Raw genomic sequence first — 15,868 nt, 5'->3', positions numbered from 1 at the left:
GCCAGCCCCGCTCCCCCAACTTCCGGGAGAACACCGGGTCCACCCCCGACAACCAGGTGTCCACGTGCGTGGCGAAGGTGCCGGCCTCCCGCTCGGCCGCCAGGAACTCCCGCACCTCCGCCCGCACTCGCTCCGCCGCCTCCGAGGACGGGGCGGGGGCCGGGGTGAGCGAGCTCGTCATGCGTGCGACTCCCAGGTGCGACCGGTGCCTCCGCGTCGTTTGTACAGGGCCCGGGGGTCGCGCGCGGCGCGGGGTCAGTCGGGGGGAGGGTGCTCCGGCGGTCCGGCGGTGAGCGCGCGCAGCTCGGTGACCACCTCACCGGCGACGGTGGCCAGGGAGGTCACCGCACCGGAGACCAGGCGGCGCACCCCGGCGCCGTCGAGGCCGACGAGGGCACCGAGGCCGGCGGCGACGTCGAGGCCGGGCAGCGCCGGCAGGCCCGCCCCGCCGGCCTCCGAGCGCCGGTCCTCGGCGAGCTCGGGGGACCAGCGCATGGCGTCGGAGGACACCGACAGGTCGCCGGTGGCCCCGTCGATGGCCGTGCGCACCGGGTCGGCCACCGGGTCGGTCGGACGTGGCGCCGGACGTGACATGGCCGCCTCCCGCCGCTCGAGCGTGGCGCCATCGTCGCGCGGGACACGGGCGCGCGCCAGGGGCGGGCGGGGTCGGGTCCGGGCGGGGTCGGGTGCGGGGGGTCAGCCGGGGAGCCGGGTGACGGCGAGGAGGGCGACGTCGTCCTGCCGCTGCCCGCCGGCCAGCTCGGCCAGCACGCGGTCGCACAGCCCGTCCGCCCCCGCCCCGGCGGACCGGGCGGCCGCCGCCAGCAGCAGCGCCAGGCCCGCGTCGAGGTCCACGCCGCGGCGCTCGACGAGCCCGTCGGTGTAGAGCAGGAGCGTGGCCCCGAGCGGCAGGACGCCGGACCACTCCGCGACCCCGGTCGCCGGTGCCCCCAGCATCCGGCCGGGCTGCACCGGCAGCAGCTCCGCGTCGCCGTCGGTCACCACCACCGGTGGCGGGTGTCCCGCCGAGGCCACCCGCAGCCGCCCCGAGCCCGGCTCGAGAAGGGCGAACAGCGCGGTGGCCATGCGCTGCAGGCCGAGCAGCGGCCAGCCGGCCTGCAGCCGGTGCAGCAGCGCACCGGGTGGGGGCCGGTCGGCGAGGTGCGCCCGGTAGACGCTGCGCAGCTGGCCCATGACCGCGGCGGCGGTGATGTCGTGGCCGCCGACGTCCCCCACCGCGAGCGCGACCTCCCCCTCGGAGAGCGGCACGACGTCGTAGAAGTCGCCGCCGACGTCGGCGCCCCGGCCGGCCGCGAGGTAGCGCACCGCGACCGCCAGCCCGGGCACCGGCGGCGGGGCGGGTGGCAGCAGGTTGGCCTGCAGGGTGTGCGAGGTGCCCGCCTCGAGCTCGAAGCGCTGGGCCCGGTCCAGCGCCTGGGCCACCTGCAGCGCCAGCTGCTCGACCACCTCGACGTCGGCCGCGCGGAACGGGCCGCGGCTGCGTCCGGTGCCGAGGGTCAGCACACCCAGCACCCGGCCGTCGGAGACCAGCGGCACGGCGAGCAGGTCGCTCAGCCCGAGCGCGGCGGCGATCTCCCGGTGCCGGTCGTCGGTCGTGATCCGGGCCAGCCAGTCGTCGGTCACCTCCCGGACCCACACGGTCCGGCCCCGCCGGAGCGCCTCCGTGGTCGGGTGTCCCCCGCCGCGGCGCGGGAGGTGCCGCTGCCCCAGCTCGGCCACCGGCCCGGCCAGCGCCGGGTCGGCGTGCCGGGCCACCGGCCGGGTCAGCCCGTGCTCGGTGGTGAGGTCGACGACGCAGAGGTCGGCCAGCCGGGGGACGACGAGGTCGGCGAGCCGCTCGGCGCTCTCGGCGACGCCCGGGGCCTGCGCCAGCAGGCGGGCGGACTCCACGAGGAACGCCGAGCGAGCCGCCTGCCGCGCGGTCTCCTCGTGCAGGCGCACCCGGACCAGCGTCTGCGCGGCCTGCCGGCCCAGCGTCGCGAGCAGCTCCTCGTCGGCGCGGGGCAGCTCGCCGCGCGTCCCCGGCTCGGTGAGGTCGATGAGCTCGGTGTCGCCCGCGGCGCCGAGCACGAGCACGAGGACCCCGAGGTGGGCGGCGTCCCCGCCGACCGGGACCAGCACCAGCGACTCCTGCCCGGCCGCGGTCAGCCGCTCGGCCAGGCCGGGCCACACCGCGCGCAGGCCCGCCCCCAGCCGCACGGTGTGCACCGCACCGTCGCGCACGAGCTCGGCGCCGGCGGCCGCGCCGGCCATCTCGGCGAGCAGGTCCGCCGGCAGCCCGGCGGAGGCCACCAGCTCGACCGCGGGCACCGGCCGCGGTTCCCCCTGCTCCCCCTCCCGCCGCGCCGGCTCCCCCCGGTCCCCGGCCAGCCACAGCGCCGCCCCGGTCGCCCCGACCGCCTCCTGGCTGCGGCGCACCAGCACCTCGGCCACCTCCCGCGCGGAGGTCGCCCCGGCCAGCTCGGAGACCACGTGCTGCACCGTGCGGGACCGCGCCTCGGACTCCGCGGCGACCCGCTGGGCGTTGAGCAGCGCCCGCTCGTACCGCCGCCGCGAGGTCGCCTCGAAGACGGTGGCCCGGACCAGCACCGGCGCGCCGGAGGGGTCCCGGACCTCGACGGCGTTGACCAGGCACGGCAGCGGGGTGCCGTCGGCGCGGACGACGTCGACGGCGACCTCCCGCACCGCCCCCTGCATGCGCAGCAGCGGGGCCATGTGGGTCTCGTAGAAGACCCGCCCGCCGACGCCGAGCAGCTCGGGGAAGCGCCGCCCGAGCACCGTCGCGGCCGGCCGGCCCAGCCACTCGCACAGGGTGCGGTTGACCTTCACCACCCGCCCGTCGGGGGTGGTGGAGAAGTAGCCGCAGGGCGCGTTCTCGTACAGCTCGGCGGGGTCGTCGTCGAGGAGTCGGTCGAGCTCCGGCGGCGGGGCGGCCGGGGAGCCCGCGGGGGGCGGGTCCACGGCTCAGCGGGCGCCGAGGAAGGCCCGGATCGCGGCGGTCGTCTCCTCGGGGGCGGACAGGTTCGGGCAGTGCCCGGTGGCCGCCAGCTGGGTGAACGCGCTGCCCGGCACGTGCTCGTGCACGTAGCGGCCGACCACCTCGGGGGCGATGACGTCCTCGCTGCACTGCAGCACCAGGGTGGGGACGGCGACGCCCGGCAGGTCGGCCCGGTTGTCGGACAGGAACGTGACCCGGGCGAACCGGCGGGCGATCTCGGGGTCGGTGCGGCAGAAGCTGTTGGTGAGCTCGGCGGCCAGCTCCGGCCGGTCGGGGTTGCCCATGATGACCGGGGCCATGGCCGCCGACCAGCCCAGGTGGTTGCTGTCCAGGCTGTCCAGGAGCGCGGCGACGTCGGCCCGGCTGAACCCGCCCACGTAGCCCTCGTCGTCGACGTAGCGGGGGCTCGGCCCCACCATGACCAGCGCCCCGATGGCGTCCGGGGCCTGCTGCGCCGCCAGCACGCCGATCATCGCGCTCACCGAGTGACCGACGAAGACCGCGTCGGTCAACCCCAGCTCGCGGCAGATGTCGACGACGTCGTCGGCGTAGCCGCGCAGCGAGCCGTACCGGGTGGGGTCGTAGGCCGACAGGTCCGAGCCGCCGGCGCCCACGTGGTCGAAGAGGACCACCCGGTGGTCGGCCTCGAACTCCGGCGCGACGAATCGCCACATCGCCTGGTCGCAGCCGAAACCGTGCGCGAAGACCATCGGCCGCGCGCCGGCGACCCCGCTCTCGCGGACCCGGTTGCGCTGCCGCACGTTCACGCGTCGAACGTATCCGGGCGGTCCTGTTCTGTCTGCCCCGTCGCGACCGCCGGCGGACGGGGGCGCGCCCGGGCCCGCGCGGCGGGGCTCAGTAGCGGGACGTGCCGCAGTCGGCGCAGCGCTTGCGCGGCGGGCGGGTCTCCCGCCGGCAGTTCGGGCAGGTCCACGCGGTCCGGTCGATGCGGGGGCGGCGGGGCCGCCGGGCGGCCTGGCGGCCGCTGGTCACGGTGCTCATCCGATCCTCCTCGGGGGTGCGCTCCCGACGGTAGGGAGGCCACGTGTCACCGAGGTGACCTGCACGTTGCCGTTCGGAACGGGCGGTGTGAGCTCGCCTGCAAGTGGCCGGCCGCCGCCGTTGCAGTCCGCTCCCAGAGCGCTCCCAGTGCCCCCCGCCACGGTGGCCGCACCGCGCCCCACCGGGGCCCCGAGAGGCCGGGAGGCCCACCGATGACCCGCACCCGCACCGCCCTGCTCCGCACCACCGTCCCCGTCGCCGCCGTGGCCGCGGTCCTGGCCGCGGCCGGCAGCGCCGCGGCGTCCACCGTGCCGTTCAACGCCTACGACACCGATGCCGACGGCTTCGCCGACACCTACGGCTTCGACGACAGCGGCGACGGCTACGAGGACACCTGGGCCGTCGACCGGGACGGCGACGGCGTCGTCGAGCAGGTCGCCGTCGACACCGACCTGGACGGCTGGGCCGACACGTTCGCCTTCGACTCCGACGAGGACGGCTACGTCGAGGAGGTCGGCGTCGACACCACCTCCAACGCCCTCCCCGACGTGTGGGGCGCCGACACCGACCTCGACGGCCACGTCGACGCCTACGCCTACGACGTGGACGACGACGGCTGGGCCGACCACTCCGAGCCCGCGGGCTCCACCTACGCGGCGGTGACCGTCGTCCTCGCCGAGGCCGGCGACTGGGCCTACTGGGAGGTCGCCGTCGAGATCGGCCACGGCCTGACCGCCGGCGGCACGGCGGACGGCGGCACGGGCGGCCTCGCCACGCTCACCGGCACCCCGGCCGCGGCGGCCCCGGCGGCGGACGGCGACCTGCCGGGCAGCGTGGTCGCCGGCCTGCTCGGTTCCCTCACCGGCTCGGCCTGACCGCCCGGTGACGATGAGTGCGGCGATGAGTCCCGCGTCCCGGGACGGTCCCCCCTGCATGCCCGCGACGTTCGTGCTCGTCCCCGGTGCCGGTGGCCGGGCCTGGTACTGGCACCGGCTGGTGCCCGAGCTCGAGCGCCGCGGGCACGCCGCCGTCGCCGTCGACCTGCCCGCCGAGGACGACGCGGCCGGCCTCGGCGCGTACGCGGCGGTGGTCGCCGACGCCGCCCGGGGCCGGGACCGCCCGGTCGTGGTCGTCGCCCAGTCGATGGGCGGCCTGCCCGCACCGCTGGCCTGCGCGCGGGTCCCGGTCGACCGGCTGGTCCTCCTCAACGCCATGGTGCCGCGCCCCGGCGAGACGGGGGGCGAGTGGTGGGCGGCCACCGGGCACGAGGCGGCCCGCGCCGCGGCGGCGGCCGCGGACGGGCGGCCGTACCACCCGGAGGACCTCGACGAGGACTTCCTGCACGACGTCCCGCCCGAGGTGGTGGCGACCGCGCCGGGACCGGTCGCGCAGTCGGGCACCCCGTTCACCGAGCCGTGGCCCCTGGCGGCGTGGCCGGACGTGCCGACCCGGGTGCTCGCCGGCCGCGACGACCGCTTCTTCCCGCCGGCCTTCCAGCGGCGGATCGCCGCCGAGCGGCTCGGCCTGGACGTCGAGGAGGTCCCCGGCGGCCACCTGGCGGCCCTGAGCCGCCCGGCCGAGCTGGCCGACGCGCTGGTCGCGGGGCTCGGGGTCAGCCGGAGCGGCTGACCCGCGCGCCGGGAATGCCGGGGCACCATGGGCGTTCCTGTCTTCCCGCAGACGAACGCCCACGCGAGGAGCCCCGTGCCGCCGACCGCACCGACGACGCAGCCCGAGGTCGCCGCCCACCCCGAGCTCGCCGACGAGCAGCAGTACGTGTCCGACCTCTACACCCGGCTGGACACCGCCCGGGCCCTGGCCACCGAGCGGCTGCGCCAGGCCATCTCCTGGCCGGCCGTCGACCCGCAGGCCCTGCACGAGCGGGACGCCACCGTGCGCTTCCAGACCGAGCGGGTCACCGCGCTGGACGCGGCCGAGGCCGGGCTGTGCGTCGGCCGGATCGACCGCACCGAGGACGGCCCCCTCTACATCGGCCGGATCGGGCTGGCCGCCGACGACAACGGCGGCGACCCGGCGCTGGTCGACTGGCGCGCGCCGGCGGCCCGGCCGTTCTACACCGCCACCCCGGTGCACCCGCTCGGGGTGACCCGGCGCCGGCACATCCGCACCCGCGGGCGCCGGGTCGTCCGCCTCGACGACGAGGTGCTCACCGGCGGCGTGATCGACGGCCGGGTCGGCTCCGGCCTCACCGGTGAGTCGGCGCTGATGTCGGCCCTGGACACCGCCCGCACCGGCCGCATGACCGACATCGTGCGCACCATCCAGGCCGAGCAGGACGCCGTGATCCGCGCCGATGACCGGGGCGTGCTCGTCGTCCAGGGGGGGCCGGGCACCGGCAAGACCGCCGTGGCGCTGCACCGCGCCGCGTACCTGCTCTACACCCACCGGGAGCGGCTGGCCCGCCGCGGCCTGCTGGTGGTCGGCCCCACGCCGACGTTCCTGCGCTACATCGCCGACGTGCTGCCCGCCCTCGGCGAGACCGGCGTGCTGCTCGCCGGCCTGGGCCAGCTGCGCCCGGGGCTGGACGCCCGCGGCACCGAGCCCCCGGCGAGCGCCGCGGTCAAGGGTCGGCTGGAGATGGTGCAGGTGCTGGAGCGGGCCGTGGCCGACCGGCAGGTGGTCCCCGACGCCCCGCGCGAGGTGGTGGTCGACGGATTCCCGCTGCGGCTGCGCCCGATCGACGTCCGCCGCGCCGGCAACGCCGCCCGCAAGGCCGAGCGGCTGCACAACCTGGCCCGGCCCGAGTTCGCCCGGCGCGTCGTCGACACGCTCACCGCGCGCTACGCCGAGCGGATCGGGACGGGCATCGAGGGCGGCGCGTCGCTGTTCGACCGCGGAGACCTCGCCGCGCTGCGCCGCGAGGTCGCCGAGGACCACGCCGTCCGGGCCCTGCTCCAGGAGCTGTGGCCGGTCCTCACCGCCGAGCGGCTGCTCGCCGACCTCTACGCCGACCCCGCGCGCATCGCCCGCGCCACCCCGGGCTGGGACGACGGCACCCGCGCGCTCCTGCACCGTCCCCGCGGCCGGGAGTGGACGCCGGCCGACGTCCCGCTGCTCGAGGAGGCCGAGGAGCTGCTCGGCTTCGACGACAGCGCCCAGCGGGCGCGCGCCGAGCGGGACCGGCGGCGCCGGCTGGCCGAGGCCCAGGAGACCCTCGACGTGCTGCACGGGTCGCGCTCGATCGACCTGGAGGACGAGCACCTCGAGGCCGAGGTGCTCAGTGCCGGTGACCTCATCGGCGCCGAGGAGCTCGCCGAGCGGCAGCGGGCGGTGGACACCCGGACGACGGCCGAGCGGGCCGCGGCCGACCGCACCTGGACCTTCGGCCACGTCGTGGTCGACGAGGCCCAGGAGCTCTCACCGATGGCCTGGCGGCTGCTCGTGCGCCGCTGCCCGACCCGGTCGATGACCGCGGTGGGCGACCTGGCCCAGACCGGGTCGGCGGCGGGGGCCGGCGACTGGGGCGAGACCCTGCGCCCGCACGTCGGCGACGCCTGGCGGCTGGCGGAGCTGACCGTCAACTACCGGACGCCCGCCGAGATGATGGACGTCGCCGCCGACGTGCTGGCCGCCGCCGGCACCGGCGCCACCGCACCCCGCTCGGTCCGCCCGGCCACCACCGCCCCGTGGGCCGAGACGACCGGCGAGGAGCTCCTGGCCGGCCGCGCCGCCGAGGTCGCGGCCGGGTTCGCCGAGCACGAGGGCACGGTCGCCGTCGTCGCGCCCGCCGCGCGGACCGGCGCGCTCACCGCGGCCCTGGCCGACCGGCTCCCGCGGGTGACGGCCGGTGCGGACGCCGACTCCTCGCTCGGCCCGGTGGTGCTCACGCCCGCCGAGGCCAAGGGCCTGGAGTTCGACTCCGTGCTGGTCGTCGACCCGCAGGGAGTGCTCGACGAGGGCCCGCGCGGGCACAACGACCTCTACGTGGCGCTCACCCGCGCCACCCAGCGGCTCGGCGTCCTCGCCCCCGGGGACCTGCCCGCGGAGCTCGCCCGGCTCCGCTGAGGCGGCTCACTGTCGGGCCCGGGCGAAGGGGCCGCGCAGCGCCGCCCACTGCAGGAGCATCACCGTCTTGGCGTCGGCGATGCGGCCGTCGGCGACCATGTCCAGCGCCTCGTGGAAGGGCAGCTCCAGGACCTCGACGTCCTCCCCCTCCTCGGCCAGCCCGCCGCCGGCGCCGGTGCGGTCGGCGGCGGTGTAGGGCGCGGCGTAGAAGTGCAGCCGCTCGGTCACCGAGCCCGGGCTCATCCAGACGTCGAAGACGTGCTCGAGGGAGCCGACGGTCACCCCGAGCTCCTCCTCCGCCTCCCGGCGGATCGCGGTCTCGGGGTCGTCGTCGTCCAGCAACCCCGCCGCGGCCTCGACCAGCATCCCGTCGGGGTGGCCGTTGACGTACACCGGGAAGCGGAACTGGCGGGAGAGCAGCACCGTGCCCCGCGCGACGTCGTGCAGCAGGATCGTCGCCCCGTTGCCGCGGTCGTAGGTCTCCCGCGTCTCCGTGGTCCAGCGGCCGTCGGCGTGCCGGTACTCGAAGGTGGTGCGCCGCAGCACGTGCCAGGCGGCCGCCACCAGCTGGACGTCGGTCACGCGGACCCCGGGGTTGCCGTCGAGGTCCCGTCCGACGCGGTCGAGGCCGGTGCGCCCACGGGAGTCCGGGACGTCGATGCCCGGTGTCTGCACGGTTGTCGTCATGGCCCGGCACCATAGTGCAGAATCGTGCATGAACAAGGAGGAACGTGCATGCTGGCTGCCCATCGCCGTGACCTGCTGCTCGACCGGCTGCGCACCGACGGCCGGTTGATCGCCAAGGACCTCGCGGCCGAGCTCGGCGTGTCGGAGGACAGCGTCCGCCGCGATCTGCGCGAGCTCGCCGCGGCCGGGCTGTGCCAGCGGGTGTACGGCGGTGCCCTGCCCGTGTCCCCGGCGGTGGCCGACCACGCTGCCCGCAGCAGCGTCGCCGTGGCGAGCAAGGAGCGGGTCGCCGCGCGCGCCGCGGCGCTCGTCCGACCGGGCAGCACGGTGCTGCTGGACGGCGGCACCACCGCGCTGGCCGTCACCCGGGCACTGCCCCGCGACCTGACCGCCACGGTGGTCACGCACAGTCCCGCGGTCGCCGTCGCCCTCGTCGAGCACCCCGGCGTGGCGGTGCAGCTGATCGGCGGCCGGTTGTTCAAGCACTCGGTGGTGGCCTGCGGCGCGGCCGCGGTCGAGGCGGCGCAGCTGGTGACCGCCGACGTGTTCCTGCTCGGGGTCACCGGCGTGCACGCCGAGGCCGGGCTGACCACCGGCGACGCCGAGGAGGCCGCGATGAAGCGGGCGCTGTCCCGGCGCGCGGCCGACACCTACGTCCTGGCCAGCCGGGAGAAGGTGGGCGCCGCCTCACCGCACGCGGTGCTGCCGCTGTCCGCCGTCAGCGGGGTGGTCACCGACGCCCCGCCCGACGACGCGGCCGTGCGGGACCTGCGCGCCGTCGGTGTGACCGTCGTCGAGGCCTGACCGGACGCCGTCGGCACGGCGTCGGCGCCGGCGGCGGGCCCTCAGCGCCGGCGTTCGACGCCCTCGTGCACGGCCACCACCGCGAGCCCGAGCAGCAGGCCGAGGGCGCCCAGGCCGACCAGCCCGGTGTTGATCGCGGTGTTGTCGAGCTCCGCCCAGGTGATGCCGACCGCCAGGGCGAGCAGGCCCGCGAGCCCGAACAGCGGCGCGAGCCACCTCGTCATCTCCACCCGGGCCTCCCCCACGTCGCCGACCGGCACCGATCAGAGCACGGCGTACCGACGTCCCCGACCGGCCCCGGCGCGGCCGTGACGCAGCGCGACGGGGTCAGTCGGTGCCGTGCACGCGCAGCACCACGCGGTCGGCCGGGAGCGCCGGGATCCTCCGCAGCGAGATCGTCAGGTCCTGCTCGGGGACGTCGGCTCGCAGCCTCGCCAGCCGGACCCCGAGCGCCGACAGCAGCGCCACGGTGATCTGCTCGCCCGGGCAGCGGTGGCCGGTGCGGGGGTCCCCCGCGCCCTGCGGGACCAGCTCCCACGGGCCGATCTCGCGGTCGAGGAACCGCTCGGGGCGGAAGGCGTACGGGTCCTCCCACAGGTCCCCGTCGTGGTCGGTGCCGTAGAGGTCGACGAAGACCATGGCGTTGGCCGGCACCCGGACGCCGTCGAACTCCACCGCCCGCGGGGCGCGGCCGCCGATGAACGGCGCGAAGGGGTAGAAGCGGCGCAGCTCGTGGGCGAAGGCCTCGGCGTAGGCCGGGTCGCCGGCCGCCAGCCGCTCGCGCACCCCGGGCCAGTGCAGCAGCGCGTGCGCCGAGAACGCGACGAACCAGCTCACCGCCACGGTCGGGCGGACCACGTTGAGGACCTCGACGGCGGCCACCCGCGGGTCGAGCTGCTCGCCGGAGGCGTCGCGGTGCCGCGCGACCGCGTCGACGACCGAGCCGGCCGGCACCGACCGCTGCCCGCTGCGGACGTCTGCGACCAGCTGCGCCAGCTCGGCCTCGCGACGGTTGCGGGCGCGCCGGGCCCGCCAGTGCCGGGGGCCGCCGGTGGCGAAGCCGTCCACCATGGCGGTGAGGTCCCGCGCCATCGCGGGCACCTCGTCGTCGGCCAGCGGCACCCCGGCCCAGCCGCACACCCCCCGGGTCAGCACGCGGGCCGCCTCGTCGAACAGCACGACCGATCCCTGCCGCGCCCACCCCGGCACCGCGTCGTCCCAGGCCGCGGTGACCCGCTCCACCAGGGGCGCGAGCTTGGGCCGGCCAGGGGTGTCGTCCATGAGCAGGTCGACGAACATGTGCTTGCGCACCCGGTGCTCGGGCCCGTCGAGGGTGTGCACCGCGCCCTTGCCGAACAGGGTCGCCTGCACCGGCTCCGGGATGGCGTGCGCGCGGCGCACGTGGTCCTCGTCGTAGACGAACCGCGCCCCCTCCGGGCCCTGGACGGCCAGCACGGGCAGCCCCAGGAGCCGGGCGCGCACCGTCCTGCGACCGTCCTCGCGGCGGCGGTCGGGCAGCCACCCGTAGCCGCGGCGGGCGAGGGCGAGGGAGTCGTCGATCCGGGGCAGGCGCATGCCCCCGGTCTGCCCCGGCCCCCGCGGGGGTATGCCTCAGCCGGGTCGCTGCTCCTGCACGCGGTCGTCGCGCGGCTGGGTCGCGCCGTCGGCCGGCGACCGCCCGCGGGTCCGCGACCCCAGCCGGCGCAGCAGCGCCGCGACCTCGGCCGTCGCCGAGGTCGTGACCCGCTCGGGGAGGTCGCGCTCGACGGCGGCCAGGCGGTCGGCCAGCGTCCGCTCCTCCTCGCCGAGCAGCCCGCGGTAGGCCGGGTCCAGGAGGTAGCCGGTGGGCGGGGTGGACAGGCAGCCGATGAGGTCGAGCAGCACCTCCAGCAGCCGGGCGGCCTCGGCCGGGCTCGCGTCGGCCGGCGCCATCGCCACGGTGTGCACGTCGCGTTCCCACAGCCGGGCGCGGGCCGGGTCCTCGCGCAGGGCGAGCACGGTGCCGCTCTGCCGCCGGGGCGCCGCACCGGGGGCCTGGACCGCGGTGCGCACCTGGTGGGCGATGCGGATCAGGTCGTCGTCCTGCAGGGAGGTCCCGACGAAGAGGACGTGCCGGGTGAGCAGCAGCGAGTGCAGGACGCCGGCCAGCGCGGCCCGCGAGTCGCCGAAGGCCAGGTACTCCTCCCGGGTCAGGACGACGCTCTCCGGGTGCGCCGCGTCGCCGTGCAGCTTGAGCAGCCAGGGCCGGCCGGGCTCGGCCTCGTCGAAGGGCAGCACGGTGAGCTCGCGGCCGATGTCCCCGGCGGCGAGCTCCACGAGCGGGTCGTAGTTGGTGGTCACGTACTCCTGCACCGGCAGGTCGGCGAGCAGCGCGTGGGCCAGGGCGTAGCGGGCCGGCCCGAACCGCTCCTGCACGTAGGCCTGCAGCCGCTCGGCGCCGAGCTCGCGGGCCAGCAGGGCGGCGGCGTCCTGGGCCGGCAGCCCGTCCAGCCCGGCCCGCAGCCGCGCGTCCAGGCCGCTGTGCCCGGCCAGCTCGTCGAGCAGCTCCTCCCAGGTCGGCAGGCCGGCGGCGGCGCTCACCCCCGCGCCGGCGAAGACGGCGAGCTGGCCGCGGCGGGCGCGCTCCCCGAGGTCGTCCGCCACGGCGCGCAGCGGGTCGGGCAACGCCCAGTTGGCGTCCTCACCGCGGCGCACCCGCTGCGCCGCGGCCAGGTCGCTGGGCCCGCGCAGCACGAGCGCGATGTCGAAGCCGTGCCGCTCGGCGGCCTCCCGCAGCACCGGCAGCAGCCGGGCCAGCAGGGTGCCCCGCTGCCCCGCTGCGCCGCCCCAGCCGGTGCCGAGCGCGGGCAGCGCGACCAGCCGCCGCGCGCGCCCGTTCACCGGCCGCTCCACCGGTCGCCGGGCGACGGCGTCCAGGGCCTCGCGGGTGCCGTCGAGCAGCCACGGCAGCGCGTCGCCGTCGTCGACCACGCCGTCGTCGACGGTGTCGACGAGCCACACCTGCGGCGAGGTCCCCCCGGGCGCGCACAGCACCCGCTCGGACCCCGACCAGCGCAAGCGCAGGCACAGGCCGCCGTCGTCCTCGGTGGCGACGAGGTCCTCCGGCAGCAGCTCGCGCCAGCCGGCGGTGACCCGCAGCGAGCGGTCGGTGGGCACCAGGACGTCGTCGCACACCAGCCGCCGGAGGTCGGCGCCCACCGCGAACACGTGCCCCGCCACGGGACCGGGCGTACCCGCTGGACCCGCCGCGGGAACCGCAAGCGGGACGGCAGCGGCGCGCAAGGCCGCCGGGCGACGGTCCTCCCGACACCCCCACCACCCCGAGGACGACCGACCCGATGCGCACCCTCCCCACGGCCGGCACCGTGCTGGCCGCCGCCCTCCTGCTCGCCGCGTGCAGCACCTCCGTTCCCGGGGCCGTCAGCGCGGCCGGGGCCCCGACCCCGCCGGCCGCGACCCCGCCGGCCCCCGCCCCTCCGCCCGCACCGCTCGGCGCGGCGGACCTGACCGCCGCGGTGCCGCCCGGCGCGCGCCCGGTGGCCGTCGTCGGCGACGGCGGCACCGGCGCCTGGGTGGTGGCCCAGGACGGCGCGGCCACCGTCGCCGTGCCGGTCCCGCTCCCGGCCGGCGGCAGCGGCGCCGGAGCGCCGGTGCCCCTTCCCCACGTCGCCGACCTCGTGGACGTGCACGCCGACGGCGCCGGCGGGCTGGTGCTGGTCGGCACCGTCGCCGACGCCCTCTCCCTCGTGCGGGTCGCCGCGGCCGGGTCGGTGGCCACCGTGCCGCTCGACGTCGCCCCCGACACCCGCTACGGCGAGCGGTACCGGCTGCACCGCTCGGCCCTGAGCCCCGACGGCGGCACGCTGTACCTGGCCGGCACGCTGACCGCCGCGGCACCGGAGCTGCTGGCCCTCTCGGCCACCGACGGGAGCGTGCGCGGGCGGGGGACGGTCGACCTGCCAGCGCACTCGGCGCCCCGGGACCTCACCGCGGCCCCGGACGGGACGCTGCTGGCCACCTTCGACACCGGCCTCGGGACCGGCCAGGTGCAGCGCGGGGTGCTGCTGCGCTTCCCCGCCGACCTCACCGGGCGCCCGGAGGCGGTCGACCTGGCGCCCGACGCCGAGCTGGCCGGTGCCGGCGAGGTCCTCCCCGGCGCCGGCGGGGCGGCCGTCGCCGTGGTCGCCACCGGGACGCCGGACTCCCGGGAGCGGGACGTGCGCCTGGTCGTGGTGGCCGACGGCGAGCCGCGGGCGGTGGACCTCGCCGACGCCGAGTGGTTCCTCGCCGGGGGCGTCACCGTCGGCGGCGACGGCCGCACCGCCCACGTGCTCGCGACCGACCGGGCCGACGTCACCACCTCGGTGCTGCTGGCCGTCGACCTGGTCTCCGGGGACGCCGCACCGGTCGAGCTGTGCCCGGACGGCGACCTGCGCGACGCGGCATCCGCCGCCGACGGCACGACCCTGTGGGTCGCGGGGACCTGCCGGACCCCCGAGGGGGTCGAGCAGCCGGTGGCCTGGGCGCTCGGCTGACCGCGCGGCGGCTCAGGCGCGGGGCAGGCAGCCCCCGGCACCGCACGCGCAGCCGGCGCAGGCGGCCGGCCGCGCCGCGGGGCCCGGGCGGTCGGGGACGGCCCGGCGGGTCGCCCCGCCGACGAGGAGGACGACGCCCAGCAGCCCGGTGACGAGGGCGGCGACCACCGTGGCCCCGCCGGTCGCCCGCTCCCACCCGCTGCCCAGCCAGGCGGCGACGAGCAGGCCGGTGACCAGGGCGCACCAGACCAGCGCCGCCTGACCACCCCGCCGGGCCTCGCCGCCCCGGCGCAGGAGGGTCAGCGCGCCGGCGAGCAGCCCGGCCGGCACCGTGACGAGCAGGACCCCGGCCGACAGCGGCCCGGAGAGCGCGGCGACGGCCAGCCCGGCGAGCCCGCCGGCGACCGCGGTCACGCCCGCGGGCGACCGGACGCCGGCCCGCGCCCCGGCGGCCCCCACGGCCAGCCCCGCGGCGCCGAGCAGCAGGCGGGCACCCCCGGACCACGCGACCCCGGCGACCGCGAGCCCCAGGAGGAGCAGGCCGGCCGCGACCCACGCCGTCCAGCCGATCGCGGCCGGGGGGCGGCCCGCGCGGGAGGCCGCCGGGGCAGTCGTCGTCGAGGCGTGTCCCACGGCGACCAGTGTCCCCCACCGCGGGAGGCGCCCGGCGGGCGGCCGCCACCCGTGCCAGGCTCGAGGGGACACCCGCCGGGTCCGGGCGGGGACCTGACGGGGAGCGGTGTGGCGAGCGAGACGGGCGAGCGGGCCCAGCGGGCCGCGCGCAGCGCCGGGCTGCGCCGCCTGGCCGGCGCGGGTCTGGTCGGGTACGCGCTGCTGCACCTGCTGGTGGCCTGGCTGGCGCTGCAGCTGGCGTGGGGCTCGGCGCTCAGCCGCCCCGAGGCCTCCACCGACCAGGGCGGGGCCCTGCGCCTGCTGGCGCGGTCCCCGGGCGGCGACGTCCTGCTCTGGCTGCTGGTGGCGGGCCTGGCGGGCCTGTGCCTCTGGCAGGCCGTCGAGCTGCTCCGGCACCGCCGCGGGCTGCCCGGACCCGGGCGCGAGCGCCGCGGCGTGCTCGTCCAGCTGGTCAAGACGGTCGGGACGGCGGTGTTCTACGGCTACCTCGCCGTGGCCGCCGGCCGGGCCGCCCTCGGGCCGCCGCCGGACCAGGGGGACGCCGACCGGCAGGCCGTCCGCGGCGTGTTGTCCTGGCCGGGCGGTCAGCTGCTGGTCGTCGCCGTCGGCCTGGTGGTCGTCGGCATCGGCGTCTACCACGTGCAGAAGGGGCTGCGGTCGCGGTTCCTCGACGAGATCGACCTCCCGGCCCACCCCCGTCCGCTGCGCGCGCTGGTCCACCGCTGGAGCCAGGCCGGCTTCGCCCTGAAGGGGGTGGCCCTGGTGCTCGTCGGCGCGGTCATGGCGTGGGCGGCGGCGACCTTCGACCCCGAGCAGGCCACCGGGCTCGACGGCGCCCTGCGCGCGGTGGCCATGGAGCCGTACGGCGCGTGGGGGCTCACCGCCGTCGCCGTCGGGCTGGCCTCGTTCGCCGTGTACTGCCTGGCCAGGGCCCGGCACCCGGTCGGCTGACCGCCCGCCGTCCGACCCGGCGGCGGCGCCGCCGCTGTGCCACGCTGATCATCGGGGTCGAGAGGGAGGACGGCGGGATGAGCGGGCACGGGACGACGGGCCGGGCCGCCGGGGGGGGGGGGGGGGGGGGGGGGGGGGGGGGGGGGGGGGGGGGGGGGGGGGGGGGGGGGGGGGGGGGGGGGGGGGGGGGCGGGGGGGGGGGGGGGCGGGG

Annotated in this window: 15 protein-coding genes and 1 pseudogene; 6 read left to right on the top strand and 10 right to left on the bottom strand. The window is 78.3% G+C overall.

What is annotated here, in order from left to right; genetic code table 11:
* The 5 genes and pseudogenes from ACI8AC_RS24375 to ACI8AC_RS24355 all read right to left on the bottom strand — a co-directional run.
* A pseudogene (locus ACI8AC_RS24375) lies at window positions 1–181 on the bottom strand (acyl-CoA dehydrogenase family protein); the annotation flags it as partial.
* Window positions 182–255: 74 nt separating this feature from the next.
* Entirely contained in the window at window positions 256–594 is a 339-nt protein-coding gene (locus ACI8AC_RS24370; protein WP_456900439.1) for a hypothetical protein, read from the bottom strand.
* Window positions 595–696: 102 nt separating this feature from the next.
* On the bottom strand, window positions 697–2,982 hold the full coding sequence (locus tag ACI8AC_RS24365) for a SpoIIE family protein phosphatase (RefSeq protein WP_456900438.1): 2,286 nt from the start codon (window positions 2,980–2,982) through the stop codon (window positions 697–699).
* Window positions 2,983–2,985: 3 nt separating this feature from the next.
* Complete coding sequence (locus tag ACI8AC_RS24360; protein WP_456900437.1) at window positions 2,986–3,786, bottom strand: alpha/beta fold hydrolase; 801 nt, start codon at window positions 3,784–3,786, stop codon at window positions 2,986–2,988.
* 88 nt (window positions 3,787–3,874) lie between these two features.
* Complete coding sequence (locus ACI8AC_RS24355; RefSeq protein ID WP_456900436.1) at window positions 3,875–4,021, bottom strand: hypothetical protein; 147 nt, start codon at window positions 4,019–4,021, stop codon at window positions 3,875–3,877.
* 212 nt (window positions 4,022–4,233) lie between these two features.
* Here ACI8AC_RS24355 and ACI8AC_RS24350 point away from each other — a divergent pair, with 212 nt between their 5' ends.
* The 3 genes from ACI8AC_RS24350 to ACI8AC_RS24340 all read left to right on the top strand — a co-directional run bounded on the left by ACI8AC_RS24350 (window position 4,234) and on the right by ACI8AC_RS24340 (window position 8,047).
* Window positions 4,234–4,896, top strand: coding sequence for a hypothetical protein (locus ACI8AC_RS24350; protein WP_456900435.1), 663 nt, complete (start codon window positions 4,234–4,236; stop codon window positions 4,894–4,896).
* A 58-nt stretch (window positions 4,897–4,954) separates the two neighbouring features.
* The gene (locus ACI8AC_RS24345) at window positions 4,955–5,650 is read left to right on the top strand and encodes an alpha/beta fold hydrolase (RefSeq protein WP_456900434.1); all 696 of its coding nucleotides are present in this window, start codon (window positions 4,955–4,957) and stop codon (window positions 5,648–5,650) included.
* Between the two features lie 75 nt (window positions 5,651–5,725).
* Window positions 5,726–8,047, top strand: coding sequence for a HelD family protein (locus tag ACI8AC_RS24340; protein WP_456900433.1), 2,322 nt, complete (start codon window positions 5,726–5,728; stop codon window positions 8,045–8,047).
* Window positions 8,048–8,053: 6 nt separating this feature from the next.
* Here the strand turns inward: ACI8AC_RS24340 and ACI8AC_RS24335 are convergent, their stop codons facing one another.
* Window positions 8,054–8,734: an NUDIX domain-containing protein gene (locus ACI8AC_RS24335; RefSeq protein ID WP_456900432.1), complete on the bottom strand. Its 681-nt coding sequence runs from the start codon at window positions 8,732–8,734 to the stop codon at window positions 8,054–8,056.
* A gap of 48 nt (window positions 8,735–8,782) precedes the next feature.
* Between ACI8AC_RS24335 and ACI8AC_RS24330 the strand changes: the two genes are divergently transcribed.
* Window positions 8,783–9,538 carry a DeoR/GlpR family DNA-binding transcription regulator gene (locus ACI8AC_RS24330; protein ID WP_456900431.1) on the top strand — a complete coding sequence of 252 codons (756 nt, stop codon included), beginning with the start codon at window positions 8,783–8,785 and terminating at the stop codon, window positions 9,536–9,538.
* Between the two features lie 41 nt (window positions 9,539–9,579).
* Here ACI8AC_RS24330 and ACI8AC_RS24325 read toward each other — a convergent pair whose 3' ends face one another.
* From ACI8AC_RS24325 to ACI8AC_RS24315, 3 genes are all read right to left on the bottom strand, one after another.
* The gene (locus ACI8AC_RS24325; protein WP_456900430.1) at window positions 9,580–9,798 is read right to left on the bottom strand and encodes a hypothetical protein; all 219 of its coding nucleotides are present in this window, start codon (window positions 9,796–9,798) and stop codon (window positions 9,580–9,582) included.
* Window positions 9,799–9,865: 67 nt separating this feature from the next.
* A complete protein-coding gene (locus tag ACI8AC_RS24320; RefSeq protein ID WP_456900429.1) occupies window positions 9,866–11,113 on the bottom strand; it encodes a cytochrome P450 in 1,248 nt (415 codons plus the stop codon).
* Window positions 11,114–11,149: 36 nt separating this feature from the next.
* On the bottom strand, window positions 11,150–12,757 hold the full coding sequence (locus ACI8AC_RS24315) for an SIR2 family protein (protein WP_456900428.1): 1,608 nt from the start codon (window positions 12,755–12,757) through the stop codon (window positions 11,150–11,152).
* Between the two features lie 119 nt (window positions 12,758–12,876).
* On the opposite strand from ACI8AC_RS24315, the gene ACI8AC_RS24310 reads away from it, so the two are divergent.
* Window positions 12,877–14,073 (top strand): hypothetical protein, encoded by a 1,197-nt coding sequence (locus tag ACI8AC_RS24310; RefSeq protein WP_456900427.1) that lies wholly within the window; start codon window positions 12,877–12,879, stop codon window positions 14,071–14,073.
* A gap of 12 nt (window positions 14,074–14,085) precedes the next feature.
* Here the strand turns inward: ACI8AC_RS24310 and ACI8AC_RS24305 are convergent, their stop codons facing one another.
* Window positions 14,086–14,706 carry a hypothetical protein gene (locus ACI8AC_RS24305; protein ID WP_456900426.1) on the bottom strand — a complete coding sequence of 207 codons (621 nt, stop codon included), beginning with the start codon at window positions 14,704–14,706 and terminating at the stop codon, window positions 14,086–14,088.
* Window positions 14,707–14,814: 108 nt separating this feature from the next.
* On the opposite strand from ACI8AC_RS24305, the gene ACI8AC_RS24300 reads away from it, so the two are divergent.
* Window positions 14,815–15,657 carry a DUF1206 domain-containing protein gene (locus tag ACI8AC_RS24300; protein WP_456900425.1) on the top strand — a complete coding sequence of 281 codons (843 nt, stop codon included), beginning with the start codon at window positions 14,815–14,817 and terminating at the stop codon, window positions 15,655–15,657.
* Window positions 15,658–15,868 lie beyond the last annotated feature (211 nt).

It is taken from the genome of Geodermatophilus sp. SYSU D00758, assembly GCF_054049955.1.
Note: the sequence above shows the minus strand (reverse complement) of the source record. Positions and strands in the feature narration are given on the sequence as shown.